The organism is Pseudomonas sp. GM60 (genome assembly GCF_000282415.1).
Classification (GTDB): domain Bacteria; phylum Pseudomonadota; class Gammaproteobacteria; order Pseudomonadales; family Pseudomonadaceae; genus Aquipseudomonas; species Aquipseudomonas migulae.
Genome location: NZ_AKJI01000056.1, coordinates 1 through 18,585, shown reverse-complemented (window position 1 = coordinate 18,585; position 18,585 = coordinate 1). Strand labels below are relative to the sequence as shown.

Here is an 18,585-nt window from a genome sequence, read left to right as displayed (position 1 = left end):
TTTTTCGTTTACATGTCGTAGCTAGCCGATGCGGGAAGTGTTCCAATTACGGAATCTCCGATAGTGATGGAAAGGTACCCAGCAATGCCAGATGCCACCGATGAAGCATTCTATGATCGTGCAGACGCGCATATAGACCTGTCGAACGAGCAGCTTAGGGAGTTCGGAGACTTGGGCAAGGTAAGCGCGTCGATGATGTTTGGCACCACTCGATTCAATGCTTGGGTGAGCACTCGCAACTTCAAATCAGGCGAGGAAATGGCGCAGGCTCGCGAAGCGATGTTGAAGTATTTTTGTGAGCAGTACCGGATGATGCTTGAGGATAATCTTGACGACCATATCAACAACTTCAGCAAGTACATGACTGAGAAAGACGCCTGATTGATCTTGGTTGCTCTCGGTGATTGACTGTTTTTGGTCGTTGGCAGTCGATCTCGGTGGGCCGCTATCGACCAGAGGCATGCTGACCGCAAGTTATCTTAATCGAAGGAGCGTTTTTAGTGAGCGGCCATAACCACGACTTGAGAACCGACTTCATAGAGGCGCTCAAGGAAATCACCGCGCTGATGTCCATTGCATACGAACAAAGCGGCCCAGTACCGGATGACCATGCGTTAGCTCAGGCAGGTTTAGAGAATGGTGGTGAAATCGTTCTGGATTATGTCGATCACAACGAGGCTGGAATAGCGTTCGAACACCTGCTTTACATGATTAATGAGCCACCGCTCATTGTTTCTGAAGAATGCACAAAGATATTGGCCCGAATCGCGAAGACTCTGGAGATGCCGTTTACAGGGGACGAAAGCAGCCGCCTATGAGGGGCAGCTATTGGCCGATTGCCGCCTTCCGTAAATGGCAGCAATCGCCTGAGATCCGCTAGTGAGTCTTCAACCAAACAACCCCCCGCCGACATCCATCAAGCGGACTCACCGCCGCACTTCAGCCACCAACAACAACGATTGCGGCACAGGGCTTTGCGGGTGCTGTGGCTCCTGCAGGCCGGTCAGTTGAAAGCCGGCCATGTCCAGCGCATTGAGCCAGCTGGACAAGGTGCGCAAGTACCACGGCATGGGTTGCCACTGCCCCTTGAACCCGGTGAAAGTTTCTTGCCGCCAGCCATCCTGATAGTCGCCCGCCGCTGCGCTCCACGGATGCAGCGTCTGGATCACCAGCGCGCCGCCGGGGGCGAGCAGGGCGTTCATGGCGGCGAGCAGGGGGATGATGTCCTGGTGCAGCAGGGCGAAGTTGGCGCAGATCAGGTCGTAGTCATTGCCGATGTCCACTTTCGCTTCCACCAGCTCTTCATAAGTCGCCAGATGCACCGACGAAGAGCCCGCTGCCCGCGCCGCCTCGACCAGCGTCGCATCGCCATCCACACCAACCCCATCGATCGCCCGTTCAGCCAGCGCCCGCAACAACCAGCCCTCGCCGCAGCCCAGGTCGAGCACACGTTCGGGCTGACGGCTTGCCACTGCCAGCAGGATCGCCTGATCGGTGACCTTGAGGCGGCTTTCGATGGCGCCGCTGCGGATCGCGTCGATCCAGGATCGGGCGTTGTGGTGCCAGCTATCGAGAAGGGTCGATTCGGGGGCGGGCATGTCGATGTCCGGAGTTGTGGGTTGGAGAGAAGGATAGGGCAAGTGCGCGCGGAGCGAACCCTGTCAGTGACGCTGTTCGGTCCCGTATCGAGAGGCGGCAGGCGCATTTGTATCCTGCAGTTTAGACGGAGTTGCATCTGCCCTTTGCCTGTTTTGGCGCTGGCCGGGATGGCTCTTATGCGCGGTGGCGACGGTGACTTGCGCGCTTTGCGCAATGAACTCGAAGTCGCTGAACACCTGCGCAAGAGCAGCGGGTACCGCATGCTCGATCCATTGAAACCGAAGTCCCGACCATCATGGCGACCTGTTCCCGTCAAGACGGCCTGAGGGAACCCCGGCAAAAGACTTTCCGAACGGGTTTACGCCTGATCCCCAAACACCGGCCGGAAAAAACTCCGCTCATAGCTGAGGATGAATTTTTTATCCTCGGCATACTTGAACGCCGCGATGCAGTCCGCGTCGTTCATGGAGTCCTGCCGATAGCGCTCGTACTCGGCAAGGCTCGCAAAAGTGAACATCGCCAACGCAATGTTGTTGGCGCCCTCGGACGGCAGGAAATAGCCGTGGTGCTGCCCTCCGAACTTTTCCACCAGTGGAATCCACAACTTTGCGTAGTGTTCGAATGCGCTGATCTGGTACGGGTCCAGCACGTACTTCAGGTAACAAGTGACCATGTGTTCGCTCTCTTCTACGGGAGGGTTAAACCATTCAAAGGCTGTTCAGCCATTCGGCAGTTTCGCAGATCACCTGGCTGCATGGGAGTCTTCACTGAACCCTGTATCCCGTAAATGCGGGCCATCTGTGTCTATCGGCCACATCGCGAGGTTGTTACGTTTGCGCCTCTACCGTATTCGATGAGGTAAAAATGGATCTCACCGCCATCCCGTTCGGGACGACCGACTGGTCGACGATCGAACCTGTCACCCATGCCGGCCAGACCGGAAACGCCTATTGGCGAACCTGTCAGTTTGGTTCGACGCGTGTGCGAATGGTTGAATACAGCCCCGGATACCTCGCCGATCATTGGTGCTGGAGAGGTCATATCCTGTTGTGCCTTGAGGGTGAGTTGCACACGGAACTGGAGGACGGTCGACAATTCACGCTGACGGCCGGCATGAGTTATCAGGTGGGCAACAATGCTGAAGGGCATCGGTCGTTCACCACCAGCGGCGCGAAATTGTTCATTGTGGATTAAGCGCCGGATTGAATTTCGCCACTGACCGTAGCGCTGGTTATCTCTATATGAGATAGCTGTGATCAGATTAATTCGCTTCTTGAGATATATCCCGCGCGCGTAGTGTCTGCCCTGTCTGAAGTAGAGAAGGGCGGATGATGAACAGGTTGAACACAACGATCGCCAATGCGCAGCCCGCGTTGCGGCCAGCCAGCGCAGGCTGGGCAACGGTGGCAGGCTTTGCTGCAAGCCTGGTCGGCATCGGCCTTGCGCGGTTCGCTTATACGCCGTTGCTTCCGGCGATTATCGGCGCCCACTGGTTTGATCCGTCCAAGGCCGCTTACTTGGGTGCCGCCAACCTTGCCGGGTATCTGGGTGGCGCCATTTTCGGCCGTTCCGCGGCGGCGAAAACCTCAACGGTGTTCATGCTCAGAGCAATGATGCTGCTGGCCAGTGTGGCGTTTTTCGCGTGCGTCTATCCCGTGTCGTTCGCGTGGTTCTTCGCGTGGCGATTCCTGTCCGGCACCGCCGGTGGCGCGTTGATGGTGTTGGCCGCTCCGACCGTTTTGGCCCATGTGCCGCCGTCCAGGCGCGGATTGGTCGCCGGGGTCATATTCATGGGCGTGGGCGTTGGTATTGCCCTTTCCGGAACACTGGTGCCGCTCTTGCTTCAACAGGGCCTGGGCGAAACATGGCTGGGCCTTGGCCTGATATCCCTGCTGCTCACAGCCCTTGCCTGGCGGGGCTGGCCGAAAGAACCCGCGCCGGCCGCCGAAACGACGCACCACCCGCGCCCGGCACGCAACGGAACACTCAAGGCGTTGTACATCGAGTACGCCCTAAACGCTGCGGGCTGGGTGCCGCACATGATTTTCCTGGTGGACTTCGTTGCCCGGGGCAGGGGCGAAGGTCTTCAAGTGGGGGCGCAGTACTGGGTTCTTTTCGGCATTGGCGCGACCGTCGGGCCACTGCTTGCCGGCGCACTGGCGGACCGGATCGGTTTCGGTCGCGCGTTGCGGCTGTCGTTCATCGTCGAGGCCTTCGCCGTCATTGTCCCTGTCCTTGGGCTCGGAGCCGATTGGTTGATGGCCTCCAGCGTTGTCGTCGGGGCGTTTGTGACCGGGACCGTGCCGCTGGTGTTGGGGCGGGTCCATGAAATTCTCGCCCACCATCCCGCCCAACACAGTTCGGCCTGGCAAACAGCCACAGTCGGATTTGCCTTGTTTCAAGCGGTCGCCGCCTATGGCTTGTCGTTCCTGTTCTCCTACAGCGACGGGAACTACAGCGTGCTCTTCATCATGGGGACTGTGGCCATGCTGCTTGCGTTTGTGATTGATGTGCTCGCAGGTGCGAAAAGCTCCAGCGATTCCCGGAGTCTTTGACACCGTGAATTACTCCGATAGAAACGTGATGTATTGGCGCCGCAACCTGACCGTTTGTGTGTTCGGCTCGTTCACGACCCTGGTCAGCCTGAGCATGTTGTTGCCCTTTTTACCGCTGTACGTTCAACAACTGGGCGTGACGTCGCAGGCGGACGTGGTGCAATGGTCGGCCGTGGCATTCGGCGCGACTTTTTTCGGCACGGCGATTACCGCGCCGTTGTGGGGGCGCCTGGCTGACCGCTATGGCCGAAAACCCATGCTGGTCAGAGCGGCCATCGGGATGGCCGTTGTCATGTCGTTGATCGGGCTGGCCCGGAACGTTACCGATCTGGTTGCACTGCGTCTCATCGCCGGGCTCATCGGTGGCTACGCATCGGCGTCCATCGTCATGATCGGGTCGCAAGTCCCGCGCGAAAGGGCGGGTTGGGCACTCGGTGTCTTGTCCACGGGGGCCTTGTCCGGCAACCTGATCGGGCCGCTGGTTGGCGGTTTTTTACCTGAGCTTGTCGGTATTCGCGGCACCTTTTTCGTCGGTGGAGCAATGATTGCGGTCGCCGCCATGACCACCATCCTGTTCGTTCGTGAGGATTTCGACCGAGCGTCGGACGCCAGGCAACGGGACAGGAAAAACCGGCCTGAGGGGGCCGGTTCGAAATGGCCGGTCATCGCTGCACTGCTCATGACTGCGATGATGGTGCTGTTGGCCAACATGTCGATCGAGCCGATCATCACCGTCTATATCGGCGACCTCGGCGTACCGGTTGATCATCAGGCGCGGATAGCCGGCGTGGTCATGGCCTGTTCCGCGTTGGGCAGTATCCTGACCGCCGCCAGGTTGGGAGCGCTGGCCGACCGGGTGGGCGGCTGGAGCGTGATTGTCGGTTGCCTGTTGCTGACGGCGGTGGTCATGGTGCCGCAGGCGTTCGTCACGCAATGGTGGCAACTGGCGGTATTGCGCGGCGTCATGGGCATGACCATTGCCGGGCTCTTGCCGGCGATTGCCAAGTTGATCCGGCATTCAGTCGAAGAGCACAACACAGGCAAAATCCTCGGTTACCTGCAATCGGCGCAGTTCTCAGGGCAGGTGATAGGTCCATTGATCGGCGGCCAGATTGGTGCCCATTTCGGCTTGCATCATGTGTTCCTGGTGACGGCGGCATTGCTGGTGTTATGCGCCTTGATGAACGGCTGGGTGAGGAATCGCTACCTGGGCGACACCGTCCAGACGAACGCTGTCCAGAAAAGTGGATAACGCGCTGGAAAAGTAGCCATCAAGGCGCCTGACGAACACCGTCTCTACATCGGCGATGTCTGGCGCGAGCTCATGCACGTTGACCAACCCCTCGCGCAAAGCGTTCGCCACAACGCCTCGGGGCAACAACGTGACCCCGACGCCCGCCGACACACAGGCAATGATCGCTTCAATCGAGCCGAACTCCAGTGGCTCAGGCGCCAGGATGCCCAGGTTGGCCAACAGGGAATCCAGGCGCTGGCGGTAGGAGCAGCCGATTCGAAAAACCACGGTCTTCAGATTGTCGACCGCGGCGACCGCGTCCAGCGTGTCAATGGCGCAGGACGTGACCAGCACGAGCTCTTCGCGGAAGGCTTGTTCACTGATCAATTCCGGATGATTGACCGGGCCCACGACAAACGCCCCTTCGAGCTTACAGTCGATGACGCCCTGGATGAGGCTGCAGGTGGTGCCGGTGCGAATCACCGGGCGAACCTCCGGGTAGGCCTTGGCAAACTTTGCGATCAGCCGTGGAAGGCGCAGCGCCAGCGTCGTCTCGAGCGTACCGATCTCGAAGACACCTTTTGGATGCCCATCATCGCGCGCGGCGCAGGATGCATCGGACAGGAGCCGGGAAAGGCGGGCGGCGAACGGCAGGATCCGCCGTCCAGCCGGCGTGACCTGAACCCCTCTGGCGCTGCGTTGAAACAGCGCCACTCCGAGCTCGTCTTCCAGCGACCGAATCCTCGCGGACACGTTGGACTGCACGGTGTTCAGCTCGCTCGCAGCCTTGTTCATGCTGCCGTGGCGCGCAACCGCATCGACCACCTTCAGATCCGTGACATCCATCGAATTCACCTATCTCTAAAACCAATAACCAACCGCAAATAAACAGCGTTCAGCAGATTAGTTTTCGTGTGCGGCAAAGGCAAGCAATGGCCGACATAGGGAGCGATTGAATTCATCAAAAAAGATCATACGCATCATTAATGATCGTTTTACATGATCTTTGGCCGGGCATAGGTTGAGGGTGCAAATACACCGCAGCCAGTGGCAAATCGAGTCTTCGAATTTGAGGCTGTGGAACAACAATAACTGTCCACTGCTACACGGAGTCAACGTGAACCATGCATCCGAGTCAGCCAGAATTCGCAACCATCCCCGGTACCAGGATTTGGTATCACGGCAGCGAAGATTCGTCGCTTGTCTTACTGCCGCCACCCTTGTCCCGTACTTCACGTTCATCCTCGTCGCGGCGTTCGCGCCTCAGCTTCTAGCGCAGAAACTCTCCGCGACCAGCATCATCAATATCGGTTGGCCGCTGGGCGTCGCCTTCATCGTCGGCGCCTGGTTGTTTACCGGCCTGTACATCCTGCGCGCCAACGGCGAGTTCGATGACCTCACCGCAGAAATTCGCGAGGGGGCCATCGTATGAAACCCATTCTTCGCTACCTCATTGCGCCTTCTCTGTTGGGCCCGGTCGCGACATGCGCCTCGGCTGCCGACGTCTTGCAGGCGGTGGAAAAACAGCCGCTGAACATCACCGCAATCGCGATGTTTCTGGTCTTCGTGTTGACGACTCTGGGCATCACTTACTGGGCTGCCTCCAAGACCAAATCGATGGACGATTTCTACAATGCCGGCGGCGGCATCACCGGTTTCCAGAACGGTTTGGCGCTGGCGGGGGACTACATGTCGGCGGCGGCGTTACTGGGCGTCACCAGCATGATTTTCTTCAACGGTTTTGATGGCGTGCTGTACTCGATCAGCTTCTTCGTCGCCTGGCCGTTGCTGTTGTTCCTGTTTGCCGAGCGCATCCGCAATCTGGGGCGCATCACCATCTCGGACATCGCCTCGTTCCGGCTCGATCAAAACCGGATCCGCACCATGACCGCGTTCGGTTCGTTGACCGTGGTCTGCTTTTATCTGGTGGTGCAGATGGTCGGGGCAGGGCAACTGATCCAGTTGCTGTTCGGTCTTCCCTACAACTACGCGGTGATTGCTGTCGGTCTGTTGATGGCGATCTACGTGACGTTTGGCGGGATGGTTGCCACCACCTGGGTGCAGATCATCAAGGCCGGCTTGCTGCTGGTGGGCGGGACATTGCTCGCCGTGTTGGCGTTGAGCAAGTTCGGTTTTTCTTTCGAGTTGCTGTTCGAAAAAGCGGTTGCCGCCCATCACGATGGCGAGCGGATCCTGCTGCCCAGCAAGCTGGTGGCCGACCCATTGGCGCTCATCTCGCTGTCACTGGGCCTGGTCTTCGGTACCGCAGGATTGCCCCATATCCTCATGCGCTTTTTTACCGTGCCGGACGCCAAGCAAGCGCGCAAATCGGTATTCGTCGCGACGGGCTTCATCGGCTTCTTCTACCTGATCGTTGCGGTGTTGGGGCTGGCAGCCATCGTGATCGTCGGCCAAGACCCGGCCTTCTACGAGTCCGGCATTGTCGGTGGAAAGCTCATCGGCGGCGGGAACATGCCGGTGATGCATCTGGCAAAAGCCGTGGGCGGCGACCTGTTGTTAGGCTTCATCTCGGCCGTCGCGTTTGCCACGATCCTGGCCGTGGTCTCGGGGCTCACCATGGCGGGGACCTCGGCGATTTCACATGACCTCTATGTCCGGGTCTTCCGCAAAAACCGTGCGGATGCGAAAGACGAGCGGCGTGTGTCGAAGATCGCCTCGGTCGGTATCGGCATCGTTGCGGTGGTGCTGGGCATTTTGTTCAAGGACCAGAACATCGCCTTCCTGGTCGCGCTGACCTTTGGCGTGGCGGCCTCGGTCAACTTCCCGATCCTCGTGCTCTCGATGTACTGGAAAGGGCTGACCACACGCGGGGCGTTGATCGGTGGCATCGCCGGGCTGGTGAGCTCGGTCAGCCTGGTGATTCTCTCGCCGGCGGTGTGGGTCAAAGTGCTGGGTAATGCCGACGCCATCTTCCCCTTCGACTACCCGGCCATCATCTCGATGAACGTGGCGTTCCTGTTTACCTGGCTCGGCTCGGTCACCGATCGCAGCCGAGGGGCAGCGCTTGAACGCGAGCGTTTCGATGATCAGCTCATTCGCGCCCGCACGGGCCTTGGCGCATCGCAAGCGGTCAGCCACTGAGGCGCGGCACACCTTCATTGCGATGAAGGTGTGCCAGTCATTTCCATACCCTGATTTGTGCTCTCTGCAAAAGGAGTCAGCCATGCAACTTCGAGACAATGGCTTAAGATTTTCACCCATCACGGTCGTGCTGCACTGGGTCGTGGCGTTGTCGCTGCTCGCCATCCTCGGCTTGCAGGTGATGATCGGCCAGGCGTCCAGTGAAGCCGGGCGGATGTCGTTGGTACACCTGCAAAACCTCATGGGGCTGATCCTGTTTCTCGTATCGATCTATCGGTTCTGGGCCAGGATCACCGCTTACCACCCGCTGCCGGTGGGCACGCCCAATCCCATTGAAGTGATCATCAGCCGTTCCGTTGCGGTGGCGCTCGCCCTGGCGATGGTGCTGCTGCCGGTCGCGGTGTGGGCCTCGCGGTCGGCGGCCGGCGAGGGGGTGGGGCTGCCCGGAGGCTTTTCGATTCCGGCGCTGTTGCCCACCAATGCGGCATTGAAGCAGGTGGTCGATGTGCTCTTCGATATCGGGGCGTCGGCGTTCCTGGTCGGCCTGGCCTTGCACGTGTTCGGTGCGCTCAAGAATCACTTTCTCCTGAAGAACAACACGCTCAAGCGGATGCTTGGAAAACATGTGGAGCTGTGAGCCATGAACGAAGCCAGATTCGATTTTGCAGGTAACGCCATCACTCAATTGTGTGGCGTGAAATACCCGATTTTTCTCGGCGGGATGGCGGCGATTTCCGGCCCGCCGCTCGTTGCGGCCGTCGCCAACGCCGGAGGCCTGGGCGTGGTGGGCGGCTTGCGCCTGCCGCCATTGACCTTGCGCCGATGGATACAGGAAACCCGAGCGCTGACCGACAAACCCTTTGGTGTGAACCTGGTGCCGCAGTTCGGCGGGCCTGACGTGTTTGAAGCGCAATTCCAGGTCGTGCTCGAAGAAAAACCGCGGCTGCTGTCCTTGTTTTACGCCGAGGCCTATTCCGCCGACATGATTCCCCGGGCCAAAGACGCGGGGTTGGTGGTCATGGTGCAAACGGGCTCGGTGGAGCTGGCGAAAATCGCCATCGCGCAAGGCGCTGACATCATCGTGGCGCAGGGCAGTGAAAGTGGCGGTCATTTGAATCGAGGCACCATCGGCATCATGCCGTTGCTGACGTCCATCCTTGCGGTATCCGAGGGGCGACCGGTGCTGGCGGCCGGTGGCATCACCAACGGTGACGATGTCCGCGCGCTGATGTCGCTCGGCGCGTCAGGGGTGGTGGTAGGCACGGCGTTTATTGCCACCGACGAGTCGAATGCGCACCCGCTCTACAAGCAAAAAATTGTCGAGGCGACGACGGATGACACCGAGTACCGGACCGGGTATTCGTTCGGCTGGACCTACGGCACGCCGCACCGGGTGATTCCCAATCGTGACAAGTGGAACCTGCTGCGTTTCATTGGCGGTGGCGCCCGTGCAATCGACAAACCGCGCATGGCCAAGAAGCTGTCGCTGTACGCGGGGCAGGGCGTTGGAAAAATCCATAGCGTCGTCCCCGCTGCCGAGCGTGTGGCGGAGCTTGCCCTTGGCTTGTAGTCAGTCGCTCCTCGATTAACCTGTAGGAGCGAAGCTTGCTCGCGAAGGCGGTAGTGCATTCAGTTTCAATAGTGAATGCCCTGATGCTTTCGCAGGCAAACCGGAACGCCGCACCTCTCGCAACTACAGTGTCGAACTGAGTGTTTTACGCCGCCGGCCGGGCAATCTGCTCCTGCGCCAGACCGATGAACGCGCTCATCGCCGAGGTGATCATCGAGTCGTTCCTGCGGATGAACACGGTCGAGACGTTGGCGAATTCGGCCGGTAGCGTGTGGCAGCGAATCGCATGCCGCACGCTGCAATTCTCTGCGATGGCTTTGGGCAGCAAGGTCACGCCCATGCCCGCCGCGACGCATGACAGGATGCCATCGAGGGTGCCCAGTTCCATGATCTGGTTAGGCACCAGCCCGACCTGGTAGAACCAGTTTTCCAGGGTGGAGCGATAGAAGCATCCGGTGCGAAAGACCAGCACGGTTTGCTGGGGGATTTTCTCGATGAGCGCCGGCAGTGACTCGAAGCGGTTGCTGCTGACCAGCACCAGTTCCTCTTGAAACACCTCTTCCTGCGCCAACGCCGGGTTCTGGTGAAATCCACCGACGAACGCGCCGTCGAGTCGATGGGCTTCAATCGCCTTGATCAGCTCGGCCGTCGTTCCGGTCAGCAGCGACAGTTGCACTTCGGGGTATTGCTCGCGGTACTTCGTCAGCACCTGCGGCAAGCGGATGGCGGCGGTGGTTTCCATTGAGCCCAGCCGCAGCAGGCCGGTCGGAACACCGGTGTCCGTCAACGCATTGCGACTCTCTTCTGTCAGTTGCAGGATGCGCCGCGCATAACCAAGGAAGGTCTCGCCCGCCGACGTGAGCACCACCCCGGATTTCTTGCGGATGAACAGCTCCCGGTTCAGTTCGGCTTCCAGCTCCTTCACCCGCATGGTGACGTTGGACTGCACCGTGTTCACGTTGACGGCGGCTGCGGTAAAGCTGCCGAGTTCGGCAACCGCGCAGAAAATCTTCAGTTGGCGCATTTCCATGATCGTCACCATCCATCATAAAAAGTGATTATGGACATATTTAACGATCACTTTACGGTCATTGCCGGTGGTTAGTAAAGTGACCGAAACCCGGTAAAAGATGCGGATCGACCCATGACACTCATTTCGAAAATTGATCACGTCTTCGCCGGCGGCCTGGGGCTGTTGAAGCCCGAAGGGCAGCGTACGGGCATCTTCAAACAGCGCCGTTCAGGCCCCGTTCTCGTCGAGCTTCACGGGATTGTCGGTGACCAGCACGGCGACACCAGGGTTCACGGCGGCCCGGAAAAGGCTGTTCATCACTATGCGGCCGAAAATTATCAGCACCTGGCGCAGGCCTTTGCGCACTGCGCCCATGAGCTGCTTCCCGGCAGCCTGGGGGAGAACATTTCTGCGTTCGAACTTTCGGAGCGCAACGTGCACATCGGCGATGTATTTCAGATGGGCAGTGCGGTGTTGCAGGTCTCTCAACCGCGTAGCCCGTGCTGGAAAATCAATCATCGTTTCGACGCCGAGCGTATGTCGATGCAGGTCGCCAAGGAGCGAATCACCGGTTGGTATTACCGGGTGCTTCAACCGGGCTTCATTGAAGCGGGCGACAGGATCGAGCTGCTGGAAAGGCAAACGGAGCGTTTTTCCATTGATGAATTCTGGCAGGTGCAGTTGTCGCACCGGCCGGTGATCGACGACCTGCTGGCGCTGGCGGCAAGTCGTGGGTTGGCCGAGGACTGGAAGCGGCGCCTGTCGGAGCGGGCGAAGTGGCTGCAGAAATCGCTTCAGGTCTGAAGCTGCACACACACACACACACACACACTTGTGTAGGAGCGAGCCTGCTCGCGAAAAACCCATAGACACCGCGTGTTTCCAGACTTCACGCGTTATCGTTAACGCTTTTCGCGAGCAGGCTCGCTCCTACAATGGATCACCCGTTTAGCGGTGTTCAGTCTCGCGGATCAATCTGATCCAGCACCCGGTTCGCCGTGATCTCCGCCAGCATGATGCTGTTGGAAATGCCCAGCAGCGCGTTGCGCGACCCACCGTCCAGAAGGTCCACCAAGTGATGGACCATCACATCGACCGAGGCCAGCGTCTCGACCAGATAAACCATCAGGGTTTCGGTCGTGAGCTCTGGGTCCACGGTAAACAGAGTGCTGGGTGTGCGCGGCGTGGCTTTGATGTCGGCAGTCGACGGGAAGTGGTAGTCGAGGGCACGCTCGGCGGCCTCGTTGAGTTTGTTTGAATCGGGTTCGTATGGGGAGGCCGGATCAGTGTCTGGCGGATTGGGTGAAGGTTTGACCATGGTTCTGTCTCCAAAAACGTGGAGCCGTCACCGACTTGCGACTAAACAAGGGGTGGCAGCTGTACGCAGGTTAGTCGACCGGGGGAGACTCAAAACCGGCGCACCCGAAGGCGCCCTGCGCACAGCTACCATGAAGTTCAGGCATGAAATGACCTGACTGTCTGGATGCCAATACGCTTTGAATCACCCCCGGGCGACTAAACCCGACCACTGATGAGCAGTGGCACGAATCAAGTTACCGGGCACCCCCAAAGCGCACAAGCCGGCGGATTCTGGCGTAGCCGTAGGCAACGGCGCAAGGTTTTGTAGCTTTCATCACGTAACCACGGGCGCGCTTAAACAAGCATTCTCCAGTTCTGTTTAACACCTCAAACAACTTCACCATTTCTGATCCATAAGATCATTAATCATCATTTTACATGATCCTTTGGCTGGCCTACTTTGACCCTGGCAGGCGAGCCACCGGCCGCCTGGCGCTCTCCCGACAACAACAAGAGATGGCTCTTATCCACCACCAGGGGACACCCGCCATGAGCAACCAGCCAGCAGACATCGCACACTACATTCACGGCCGCGTGACGCACGGTACTTCCGGTCGCACGCAGAACGTCACCAACCCTGCCATCGGCTCCGTCATCGGCAAAGTGGCCCTCGCCAATGCCGCTGAAGTCGACGCGGCAGTGAAGTCGGCAGCGGCCGCGTTTCCCGCCTGGTCGGCGCTGCCGCCGCTGCGTCGCGCCCGCATCCTGTTCAAGTTCCTGGCGTTGCTCAATGAACACCGCGACACACTGGCGCGCATGATCACCGCCGAGCACGGCAAAGTCTTCACCGACGCCCAGGGCGAAGTGACGCGCGGCATCGAGGTCGTCGAGTTCGCCTGCGGCATCCCGCAACTGCTCAAGGGTGACTACACCGAACAGGTCTCCACCAACATCGACAACTGGACCATGCGCCAGCCGCTGGGCGTGGTGGCCGGCATCACCCCGTTCAACTTCCCGGTGATGGTGCCGATGTGGATGTTCCCGGTGGCCATCGCCTGCGGCAACACCTTCGTGCTCAAGCCGAGCCCCATCGACCCGTCGCCTTCGCTGCTGATCGCCGAATTGTTCAAGGAAGCCGGGCTGCCGGATGGCGTGTTTAACGTGGTGCAGGGCGATAAAGAAGCGGTGGATGCGCTGATCGATCACCCGGACGTCAAAGCCGTGAGCTTTGTCGGATCGACGCCGATTGCCAACTACATCTACGAGACCGGTGCCCGCCACGGCAAGCGCGTCCAGGCACTGGGCGGCGCGAAGAATCACATGGTGGTGATGCCCGACGCCGATATCGATCAGGTGGTCGACGCGCTGATCGGCGCCGCGTTCGGCTCTGCCGGCGAGCGCTGCATGGCGATCTCGGTGGCGGTGTTTGTCGGCGATGTCGCCGATAAAGTGATGCCGAAACTGGTGGAACGCACCCGCACGCTCAAAGTCCTCGAAGGCATGAACCTGGCCGCCGAGATGGGCCCGATCGTGTCGCAAGTGGCGCTGCAACGCATCACCGGCTACATCGAACAAGGCATTGAGGAGGGCGCAGAACTGCTGGTCGACGGCCGTGGTTTTGACGGCGCCCAGGCTGGCGCGAATTGCGCCGAAGGGTTCTGGCTCGGCGGCACGGTGTTCGACCATGTCACCCCCGAGATGAAAATCTACAAAGAGGAAATTTTCGGTCCGGTATTGGCGTGCATGCGCGTGAAGGACTTTGCCGAGGCGGTCGATCTGGTCAACTCACACGAGTTCGGCAACGGCACCGCTTGCTATACCCGCGACGGTCACATCGCACGTGAGTTCGCCAGTCGCATTCAAGTGGGGATGGTCGGCATCAACGTGCCGATTCCGGTGCCGATGGCGTGGCATGGTTTTGGTGGCTGGAAGCGCTCGCTGTTCGGTGACACACACGCCTACGGCGAAGAGGGCGTGCGCTTCTACACCAAGCAGAAGTCGATCATGCAGCGCTGGCCGAACAGCATCGCCAAGGGCGCGGAATTCGCCATGCCGACCTCCAAGTAAGCACCGCTTTCTGCTCCACGGGTTTGGGGTGGATGACGTGTTGGCGCGGGCTTGCACGGCATCGTTTTTCCCAGGGGGAGCGAACACCTCGCTCCCGGTTTTTTCCGCACAGGTGAACCGCTATGCCGCTGCTCAAGTTCGACATCATTCAGGGGCGCAATGACCAACAACTCAAGACCCTGCTGGACGTAACCCATCAGGCGATGGTCGAGGCCTTTGAAGTGCCCGGCAGTGATCGCTACCAAAGCGTCACGCAACATCGTCCGGGGGAGTTGGTGCTGCACGACACCGGATTGGGTTACACACGCACGACCAATGTGGTGTTGCTGACGGTGATTTCGCGACCGCGTCTACAGGCGCAAAAAACCGCGTTCTACCGCTTGCTGGCCGAGAGGCTGCAAGCCGAGTGTGGCCTGTCACCCGACGACCTGATTGTTTCGCTGGTGGAGAACACCGATGCGGACTGGTCCTTCGGCCGTGGAAGGGCGCAATTTCTGACCGGCGAACTTTAGGGTTTGCCGCGTGGGCCAAGTGGTCCGTTTTTACCTCTGTGCAACTCTCTTTCAGGTGATGTCATGTCCACTCCGCTGCTGTCTCTTTTGAACATTCGACTGCCCGTCCTTCAATCGCCGATGGTGGGGGTTTCCACGCCCCGACTGGCGGCAGCGGTGTCCAGCGCCGGCGGCCTCGGCGCGATTGGCATCGGGGCAAGCAACGTCGAGCAGGCGCGGAACATGATCCGCGAGACGGCCGCGCTGACAGACAAACCGTTCAATGTGAATGTTTTTTGCCACCAGCCTGCTGTCCATGACAGCGCTCGCGAAACACAGTGGCTGACATTTCTGGCGCCGTTCTTTGCGCAGTTCGGGGCCGCTGCACCGACGGCGCTGCGTGAGATCTACACCTCTTTTGTCGAAGACCCGGACATGTTGCAGATGCTGCTGGAAGAACGGCCGGCGGTGGTCAGCTTCCATTTCGGGCTGCCGCCACAACCGGCAATCGATGCGCTCAAGGCTGCGGGCATCATCCTGTTGTGTTCCGTGACCAACCTGGCCGAAGCGCAGAGCGCGGAACACGCCGGCGTGCATGCGCTGGTCGCACAAGGTTATGAAGCCGGGGGGCATCGCGGGGTATTCGATCCAAAACAGGACTCGCAGATGGGGGCGTTTGCGCTGGTGCGTGTGCTGGTGGCGGCTTGCCGACTGCCGGTGATCGCGGCGGGCGGCATCATGGACGGCGCGGGAATCAAGGCCGTCATGCAGTTGGGCGCCGATGCCGCACAGTTGGGAACGGCGTTTATTCTCTGCCCCGAATCCTCCGCCAACAGCGCCTATCGCGAGGCCTTGAAGGGGCCGCGTGCGCACCAGACTGCCGTCACCAGCGTCATCTCCGGGCGTCCTGCCCGAGGCATGGTCAACCGCAACTTCACCTGCCTCGAAAAGGCTGGCTCGGCACTGCCAGACTATCCGCGCGCCTATGACGCCAACAAAGCGCTCAACGCCGCGGCTACCGCCCAGGCAAACACGGAATTTGCCGTGCAGTGGGCGGGGCAGGGCGCGCCCCTGATTCGTGAGATGCCGGCCGCTGCGCTGGTGAATGTGCTCGCTGCGGAAATGAACGACTGAGTCAGACCTTTAGTGCAGTGCAACCTCACGGAGGACTGAGTACTGAGGATGATGCTAATGTGCCACTTCGAGTCGCGCTGGTTACCAGCCCCGAAGACATTTCACTTGATCTGTCGATATCAAAACATTCAACGACACAAGAGTGCATTGGGCCTATGAATTTGTTAGATCCGTTGACGGGTGATGAGCCGCTGCTCCAATCCGGCAAGATGAAAGTAGCAGGGTTTCTGAAGTCATTCTGGGGCTGGAGTTTTTCAGCACTGCACGATCCACTGCTCAGGGGGTATATCGCAGAATATTTAGTCTACAGAGCGTTGTTCAGGATGAAGCCCCCAGAGTTTCAGGTTCCTGTTTCGCATTTTTCGACGAAGATGGAGGGTGACGTCCATGACTTGGTCTTTTTCTTGTTCAAGGAAAAATTCACCATCCAGGTGAAGTCGAAGGACTCGTATAGCAAGAGCCAGAAATTTGATACGTCTTTTGCAGAGGGATTTGACTGTGAAACCAATAAAGCCTTACCTGCCGATCATTGGTCTGACTTTTATATCTTCGCTTACCTGACGCTGGATAACGGCAAATGCGACCTGCTCAAGGGGCTTCACGAAAAATGGAACCCCAACCCATCGCTCGCTACGGCACCGGAAAAAGCGTCTTACAAGAGCGCCCAAAAAGAGCTAGTCAGTTCAGTGCTGGAGATGGGCAACTGGACCTTCTACATTCTTGAACGAGAGCAGTTACGTGGACAAAAAAGTATCAACCTGAACAAGCTGCGCAAGAGAGTAAAAAAACACGAAGCTGTTCAAGTTGGGTTTGACGATATTGCCAATGCATTGATGCGCCTGGCCTACATTCGGCAGGAAGCTAGATATATTGCAGTTTCCGAGGCTGAGCAGTCGCATCAGGCGCCGCTCTCTGTATAAAGGGCCTGGCAACTGCCTGGCTCGCTTTGAACAACTTCCTGCCGACATTTTTCGCCGACTGCGCCAAACAATTCAAACGCGAGCTCTACTTCAAAATTCAACATGGATGGCTCAGGCGCGATGAAAATCCGCCTGGCCCAGTTTCAAAAAACACGACCCCCCATACCTCTGCACGACAACCCTTATCCCTCTACGAAAATTACTTTCGCCTCGTTTGAAAATCACCTCTCGAAATGTTTTATGAGTTTCACAACCCATTCGACGTGACCCTTTCGAGGAGTACCGCATGACCCTGTCCTTCGGCTATTGGCTGCTGGTGTATGCCGCCATCGCCATCATCGCGCTGATCGTTCTGATCGCCCGTTACCGGCTTAATCCCTTCATCGTCATCACCCTGGTCTCCATCGGCCTGGCATTGCTCGCCGGCATGCCGCCGTCCGGCGTGGTCGGCGCCTACGAGGCCGGTGTCGGCAAGACCCTGGGGCATATCGCGCTGGTGGTGGCGCTGGGCACGATGCTCGGCAAGATGATGGCCGAGTCCGGCGGCGCCGAGCAGGTGGCGCGTACCTTGATCGACCGTTTTGGTGAGAAGAACGCGCATTGGGCGATGGTGTGCATTGCGTTTCTGGTCGGGCTGCCGTTGTTCTTCGAAGTCGGTTTTGTGTTGCTGGTGCCGATTGCGTTTACCGTGGCGCGCCGCGTGGGTGTGTCGATCCTGATGGTCGGTTTGCCGATGGTCGCCGGGCTGTCGGTGGTGCATGCGCTGGTGCCGCCTCACCCGGCGGCGATGCTGGCGGTGCAGGTGTATCAGGCGTCGGTCGGGCAGACGTTGATGTATGCGATTTTGATCGGCATTCCGACGGCGATTATTGCCGGTCCGCTGTACGCCAAATTCATCGTGCCGCGCATTCAACTGCCGGCGGAAAACTCGCTGGAACGGCAGTTCCTCGAGCGTGAACCGCGCGACAGCCTGCCGGGTTTCGGCATCACTATGGCGACCATTTTGTTGCCGGTGCTGTTGATGCTGATCGGCGGTTGGGCCAACCTGATTTCCACACCGGGCAGCGGCTTCAACCAGTTCCTGTTGTTCATCGGCAACTCGGTGATCGCGCTGTTGCTGGCGACCTTGCTGAGCTTCTGGACCCTCGGCCTCGCCCAGGGCTTCAACCGTGAATCGATCCTCAAGTTCACCAACGAATGCCTGGCACCGACGGCCAGCATCACCTTGCTGGTCGGCGCCGGTGGCGGTTTGAACCGGATCCTGGTGGACGCCGGGGTCACCGACCAGATCGTCAGCCTGGCCCACGAATTTCACCTGTCGCCGCTGCTGATGGGCTGGCTGTTCGCTGCGTTGATGCGCATCGCCACCGGTTCCGCCACCGTGGCCATGACCACCGCTTCCGGCATTGTCGCGCCGGTGGCCATCGGTCTGGGTTATCCGCACCCGGAGTTGCTGGTGCTGGCGACCGGCGCGGGGTCGGTGATCTTTTCCCACGTCAACGACGGCGGCTTCTGGTTGATCAAGGAATACTTCAACATGAGCGTCACCCAGACGTTCAAGACCTGGACCGTGCTGGAGACCATTATTTCGCTGGTCGCCTT

Annotated in this window: 20 protein-coding genes; 15 read left to right on the top strand and 5 right to left on the bottom strand. The window is 59.2% G+C overall.

Annotated features, from left to right (window positions below; all coding sequences use genetic code 11):
- Nucleotides 1–84: 84 nt before the first annotated feature.
- Both PMI32_RS14665 and PMI32_RS14670 read left to right on the top strand, forming a co-directional pair.
- Nucleotides 85–381 (top strand): DUF3144 domain-containing protein, encoded by a 297-nt coding sequence (locus PMI32_RS14665; RefSeq protein ID WP_008029425.1) that lies wholly within the window; start codon nucleotides 85–87, stop codon nucleotides 379–381.
- 119 nt (nucleotides 382–500) lie between these two features.
- The gene (locus PMI32_RS14670) at nucleotides 501–818 is read left to right on the top strand and encodes a hypothetical protein (RefSeq protein ID WP_008029424.1); all 318 of its coding nucleotides are present in this window, start codon (nucleotides 501–503) and stop codon (nucleotides 816–818) included.
- Between the two features lie 108 nt (nucleotides 819–926).
- Here the strand turns inward: PMI32_RS14670 and PMI32_RS14675 are convergent, their stop codons facing one another.
- Both PMI32_RS14675 and PMI32_RS14680 read right to left on the bottom strand, forming a co-directional pair.
- Nucleotides 927–1,598, bottom strand: coding sequence for a class I SAM-dependent methyltransferase (locus tag PMI32_RS14675; protein WP_008029422.1), 672 nt, complete (start codon nucleotides 1,596–1,598; stop codon nucleotides 927–929).
- 359 nt (nucleotides 1,599–1,957) lie between these two features.
- Complete coding sequence (locus PMI32_RS14680) at nucleotides 1,958–2,272, bottom strand: NIPSNAP family protein (protein WP_008029420.1); 315 nt, start codon at nucleotides 2,270–2,272, stop codon at nucleotides 1,958–1,960.
- Between the two features lie 191 nt (nucleotides 2,273–2,463).
- On the opposite strand from PMI32_RS14680, the gene PMI32_RS14685 reads away from it, so the two are divergent.
- The 3 genes from PMI32_RS14685 to PMI32_RS14695 all read left to right on the top strand — a co-directional run bounded on the left by PMI32_RS14685 (nucleotide 2,464) and on the right by PMI32_RS14695 (nucleotide 5,406).
- Complete coding sequence (locus tag PMI32_RS14685; RefSeq protein WP_008029418.1) at nucleotides 2,464–2,793, top strand: DHCW motif cupin fold protein; 330 nt, start codon at nucleotides 2,464–2,466, stop codon at nucleotides 2,791–2,793.
- Between the two features lie 137 nt (nucleotides 2,794–2,930).
- Nucleotides 2,931–4,154, top strand: a complete 1,224-nt coding sequence (locus PMI32_RS14690) for a YbfB/YjiJ family MFS transporter (RefSeq protein WP_157214363.1) — start codon at nucleotides 2,931–2,933, stop codon at nucleotides 4,152–4,154.
- A 4-nt stretch (nucleotides 4,155–4,158) separates the two neighbouring features.
- Nucleotides 4,159–5,406, top strand: coding sequence for an MFS transporter (locus PMI32_RS14695; RefSeq protein WP_008029415.1), 1,248 nt, complete (start codon nucleotides 4,159–4,161; stop codon nucleotides 5,404–5,406).
- On the opposite strand, the gene PMI32_RS14700 is transcribed toward PMI32_RS14695, so the two are convergent.
- Nucleotides 5,323–6,234, bottom strand: a complete 912-nt coding sequence (locus tag PMI32_RS14700) for a LysR family transcriptional regulator (RefSeq protein ID WP_008029412.1) — start codon at nucleotides 6,232–6,234, stop codon at nucleotides 5,323–5,325. The two genes, PMI32_RS14695 and PMI32_RS14700, sit on opposite strands and share 84 nt — an antisense overlap.
- 271 nt (nucleotides 6,235–6,505) lie before the next feature.
- Between PMI32_RS14700 and PMI32_RS14705 the strand changes: the two genes are divergently transcribed.
- From PMI32_RS14705 to PMI32_RS14720, 4 genes are all read left to right on the top strand, one after another.
- The gene (locus PMI32_RS14705; protein ID WP_008029410.1) at nucleotides 6,506–6,820 is read left to right on the top strand and encodes a DUF485 domain-containing protein; all 315 of its coding nucleotides are present in this window, start codon (nucleotides 6,506–6,508) and stop codon (nucleotides 6,818–6,820) included.
- Entirely contained in the window at nucleotides 6,817–8,490 is a 1,674-nt protein-coding gene (locus tag PMI32_RS14710) for a cation acetate symporter (protein WP_008029408.1), read from the top strand. Before PMI32_RS14705 ends, PMI32_RS14710 begins: the two co-directional genes overlap by 4 nt.
- 82 nt (nucleotides 8,491–8,572) lie before the next feature.
- Nucleotides 8,573–9,127 carry a cytochrome b gene (locus tag PMI32_RS14715; RefSeq protein WP_008029405.1) on the top strand — a complete coding sequence of 185 codons (555 nt, stop codon included), beginning with the start codon at nucleotides 8,573–8,575 and terminating at the stop codon, nucleotides 9,125–9,127.
- A 3-nt stretch (nucleotides 9,128–9,130) separates the two neighbouring features.
- Entirely contained in the window at nucleotides 9,131–10,060 is a 930-nt protein-coding gene (locus tag PMI32_RS14720; RefSeq protein ID WP_008029403.1) for an NAD(P)H-dependent flavin oxidoreductase, read from the top strand.
- 145 nt (nucleotides 10,061–10,205) lie between these two features.
- Here the strand turns inward: PMI32_RS14720 and PMI32_RS14725 are convergent, their stop codons facing one another.
- Nucleotides 10,206–11,090 (bottom strand): LysR family transcriptional regulator, encoded by an 885-nt coding sequence (locus PMI32_RS14725; protein WP_008029402.1) that lies wholly within the window; start codon nucleotides 11,088–11,090, stop codon nucleotides 10,206–10,208.
- A gap of 114 nt (nucleotides 11,091–11,204) precedes the next feature.
- On the opposite strand from PMI32_RS14725, the gene PMI32_RS14730 reads away from it, so the two are divergent.
- A complete protein-coding gene (locus PMI32_RS14730; RefSeq protein ID WP_008029400.1) occupies nucleotides 11,205–11,876 on the top strand; it encodes an MOSC domain-containing protein in 672 nt (223 codons plus the stop codon).
- 154 nt (nucleotides 11,877–12,030) lie between these two features.
- Here the strand turns inward: PMI32_RS14730 and PMI32_RS14735 are convergent, their stop codons facing one another.
- Nucleotides 12,031–12,390, bottom strand: coding sequence for a DUF6124 family protein (locus PMI32_RS14735; protein WP_008029397.1), 360 nt, complete (start codon nucleotides 12,388–12,390; stop codon nucleotides 12,031–12,033).
- A gap of 530 nt (nucleotides 12,391–12,920) precedes the next feature.
- Between PMI32_RS14735 and PMI32_RS14740 the strand changes: the two genes are divergently transcribed.
- The 5 genes from PMI32_RS14740 to PMI32_RS14760 all read left to right on the top strand — a co-directional run.
- Complete coding sequence (locus PMI32_RS14740) at nucleotides 12,921–14,438, top strand: CoA-acylating methylmalonate-semialdehyde dehydrogenase (RefSeq protein ID WP_008029395.1); 1,518 nt, start codon at nucleotides 12,921–12,923, stop codon at nucleotides 14,436–14,438.
- A 122-nt stretch (nucleotides 14,439–14,560) separates the two neighbouring features.
- A complete protein-coding gene (locus PMI32_RS14745; protein WP_008029393.1) occupies nucleotides 14,561–14,950 on the top strand; it encodes a tautomerase family protein in 390 nt (129 codons plus the stop codon).
- Nucleotides 14,951–15,013: 63 nt separating this feature from the next.
- On the top strand, nucleotides 15,014–16,063 hold the full coding sequence (locus PMI32_RS14750) for an NAD(P)H-dependent flavin oxidoreductase (RefSeq protein WP_008029391.1): 1,050 nt from the start codon (nucleotides 15,014–15,016) through the stop codon (nucleotides 16,061–16,063).
- Between the two features lie 155 nt (nucleotides 16,064–16,218).
- Nucleotides 16,219–16,983, top strand: a complete 765-nt coding sequence (locus tag PMI32_RS14755; RefSeq protein WP_008029390.1) for a hypothetical protein — start codon at nucleotides 16,219–16,221, stop codon at nucleotides 16,981–16,983.
- Nucleotides 16,984–17,269: 286 nt separating this feature from the next.
- The coding region (locus tag PMI32_RS14760) for a GntT/GntP/DsdX family permease (protein ID WP_008029388.1) at nucleotides 17,270–18,585 on the top strand (1,316 nt) is incomplete at its 3' end.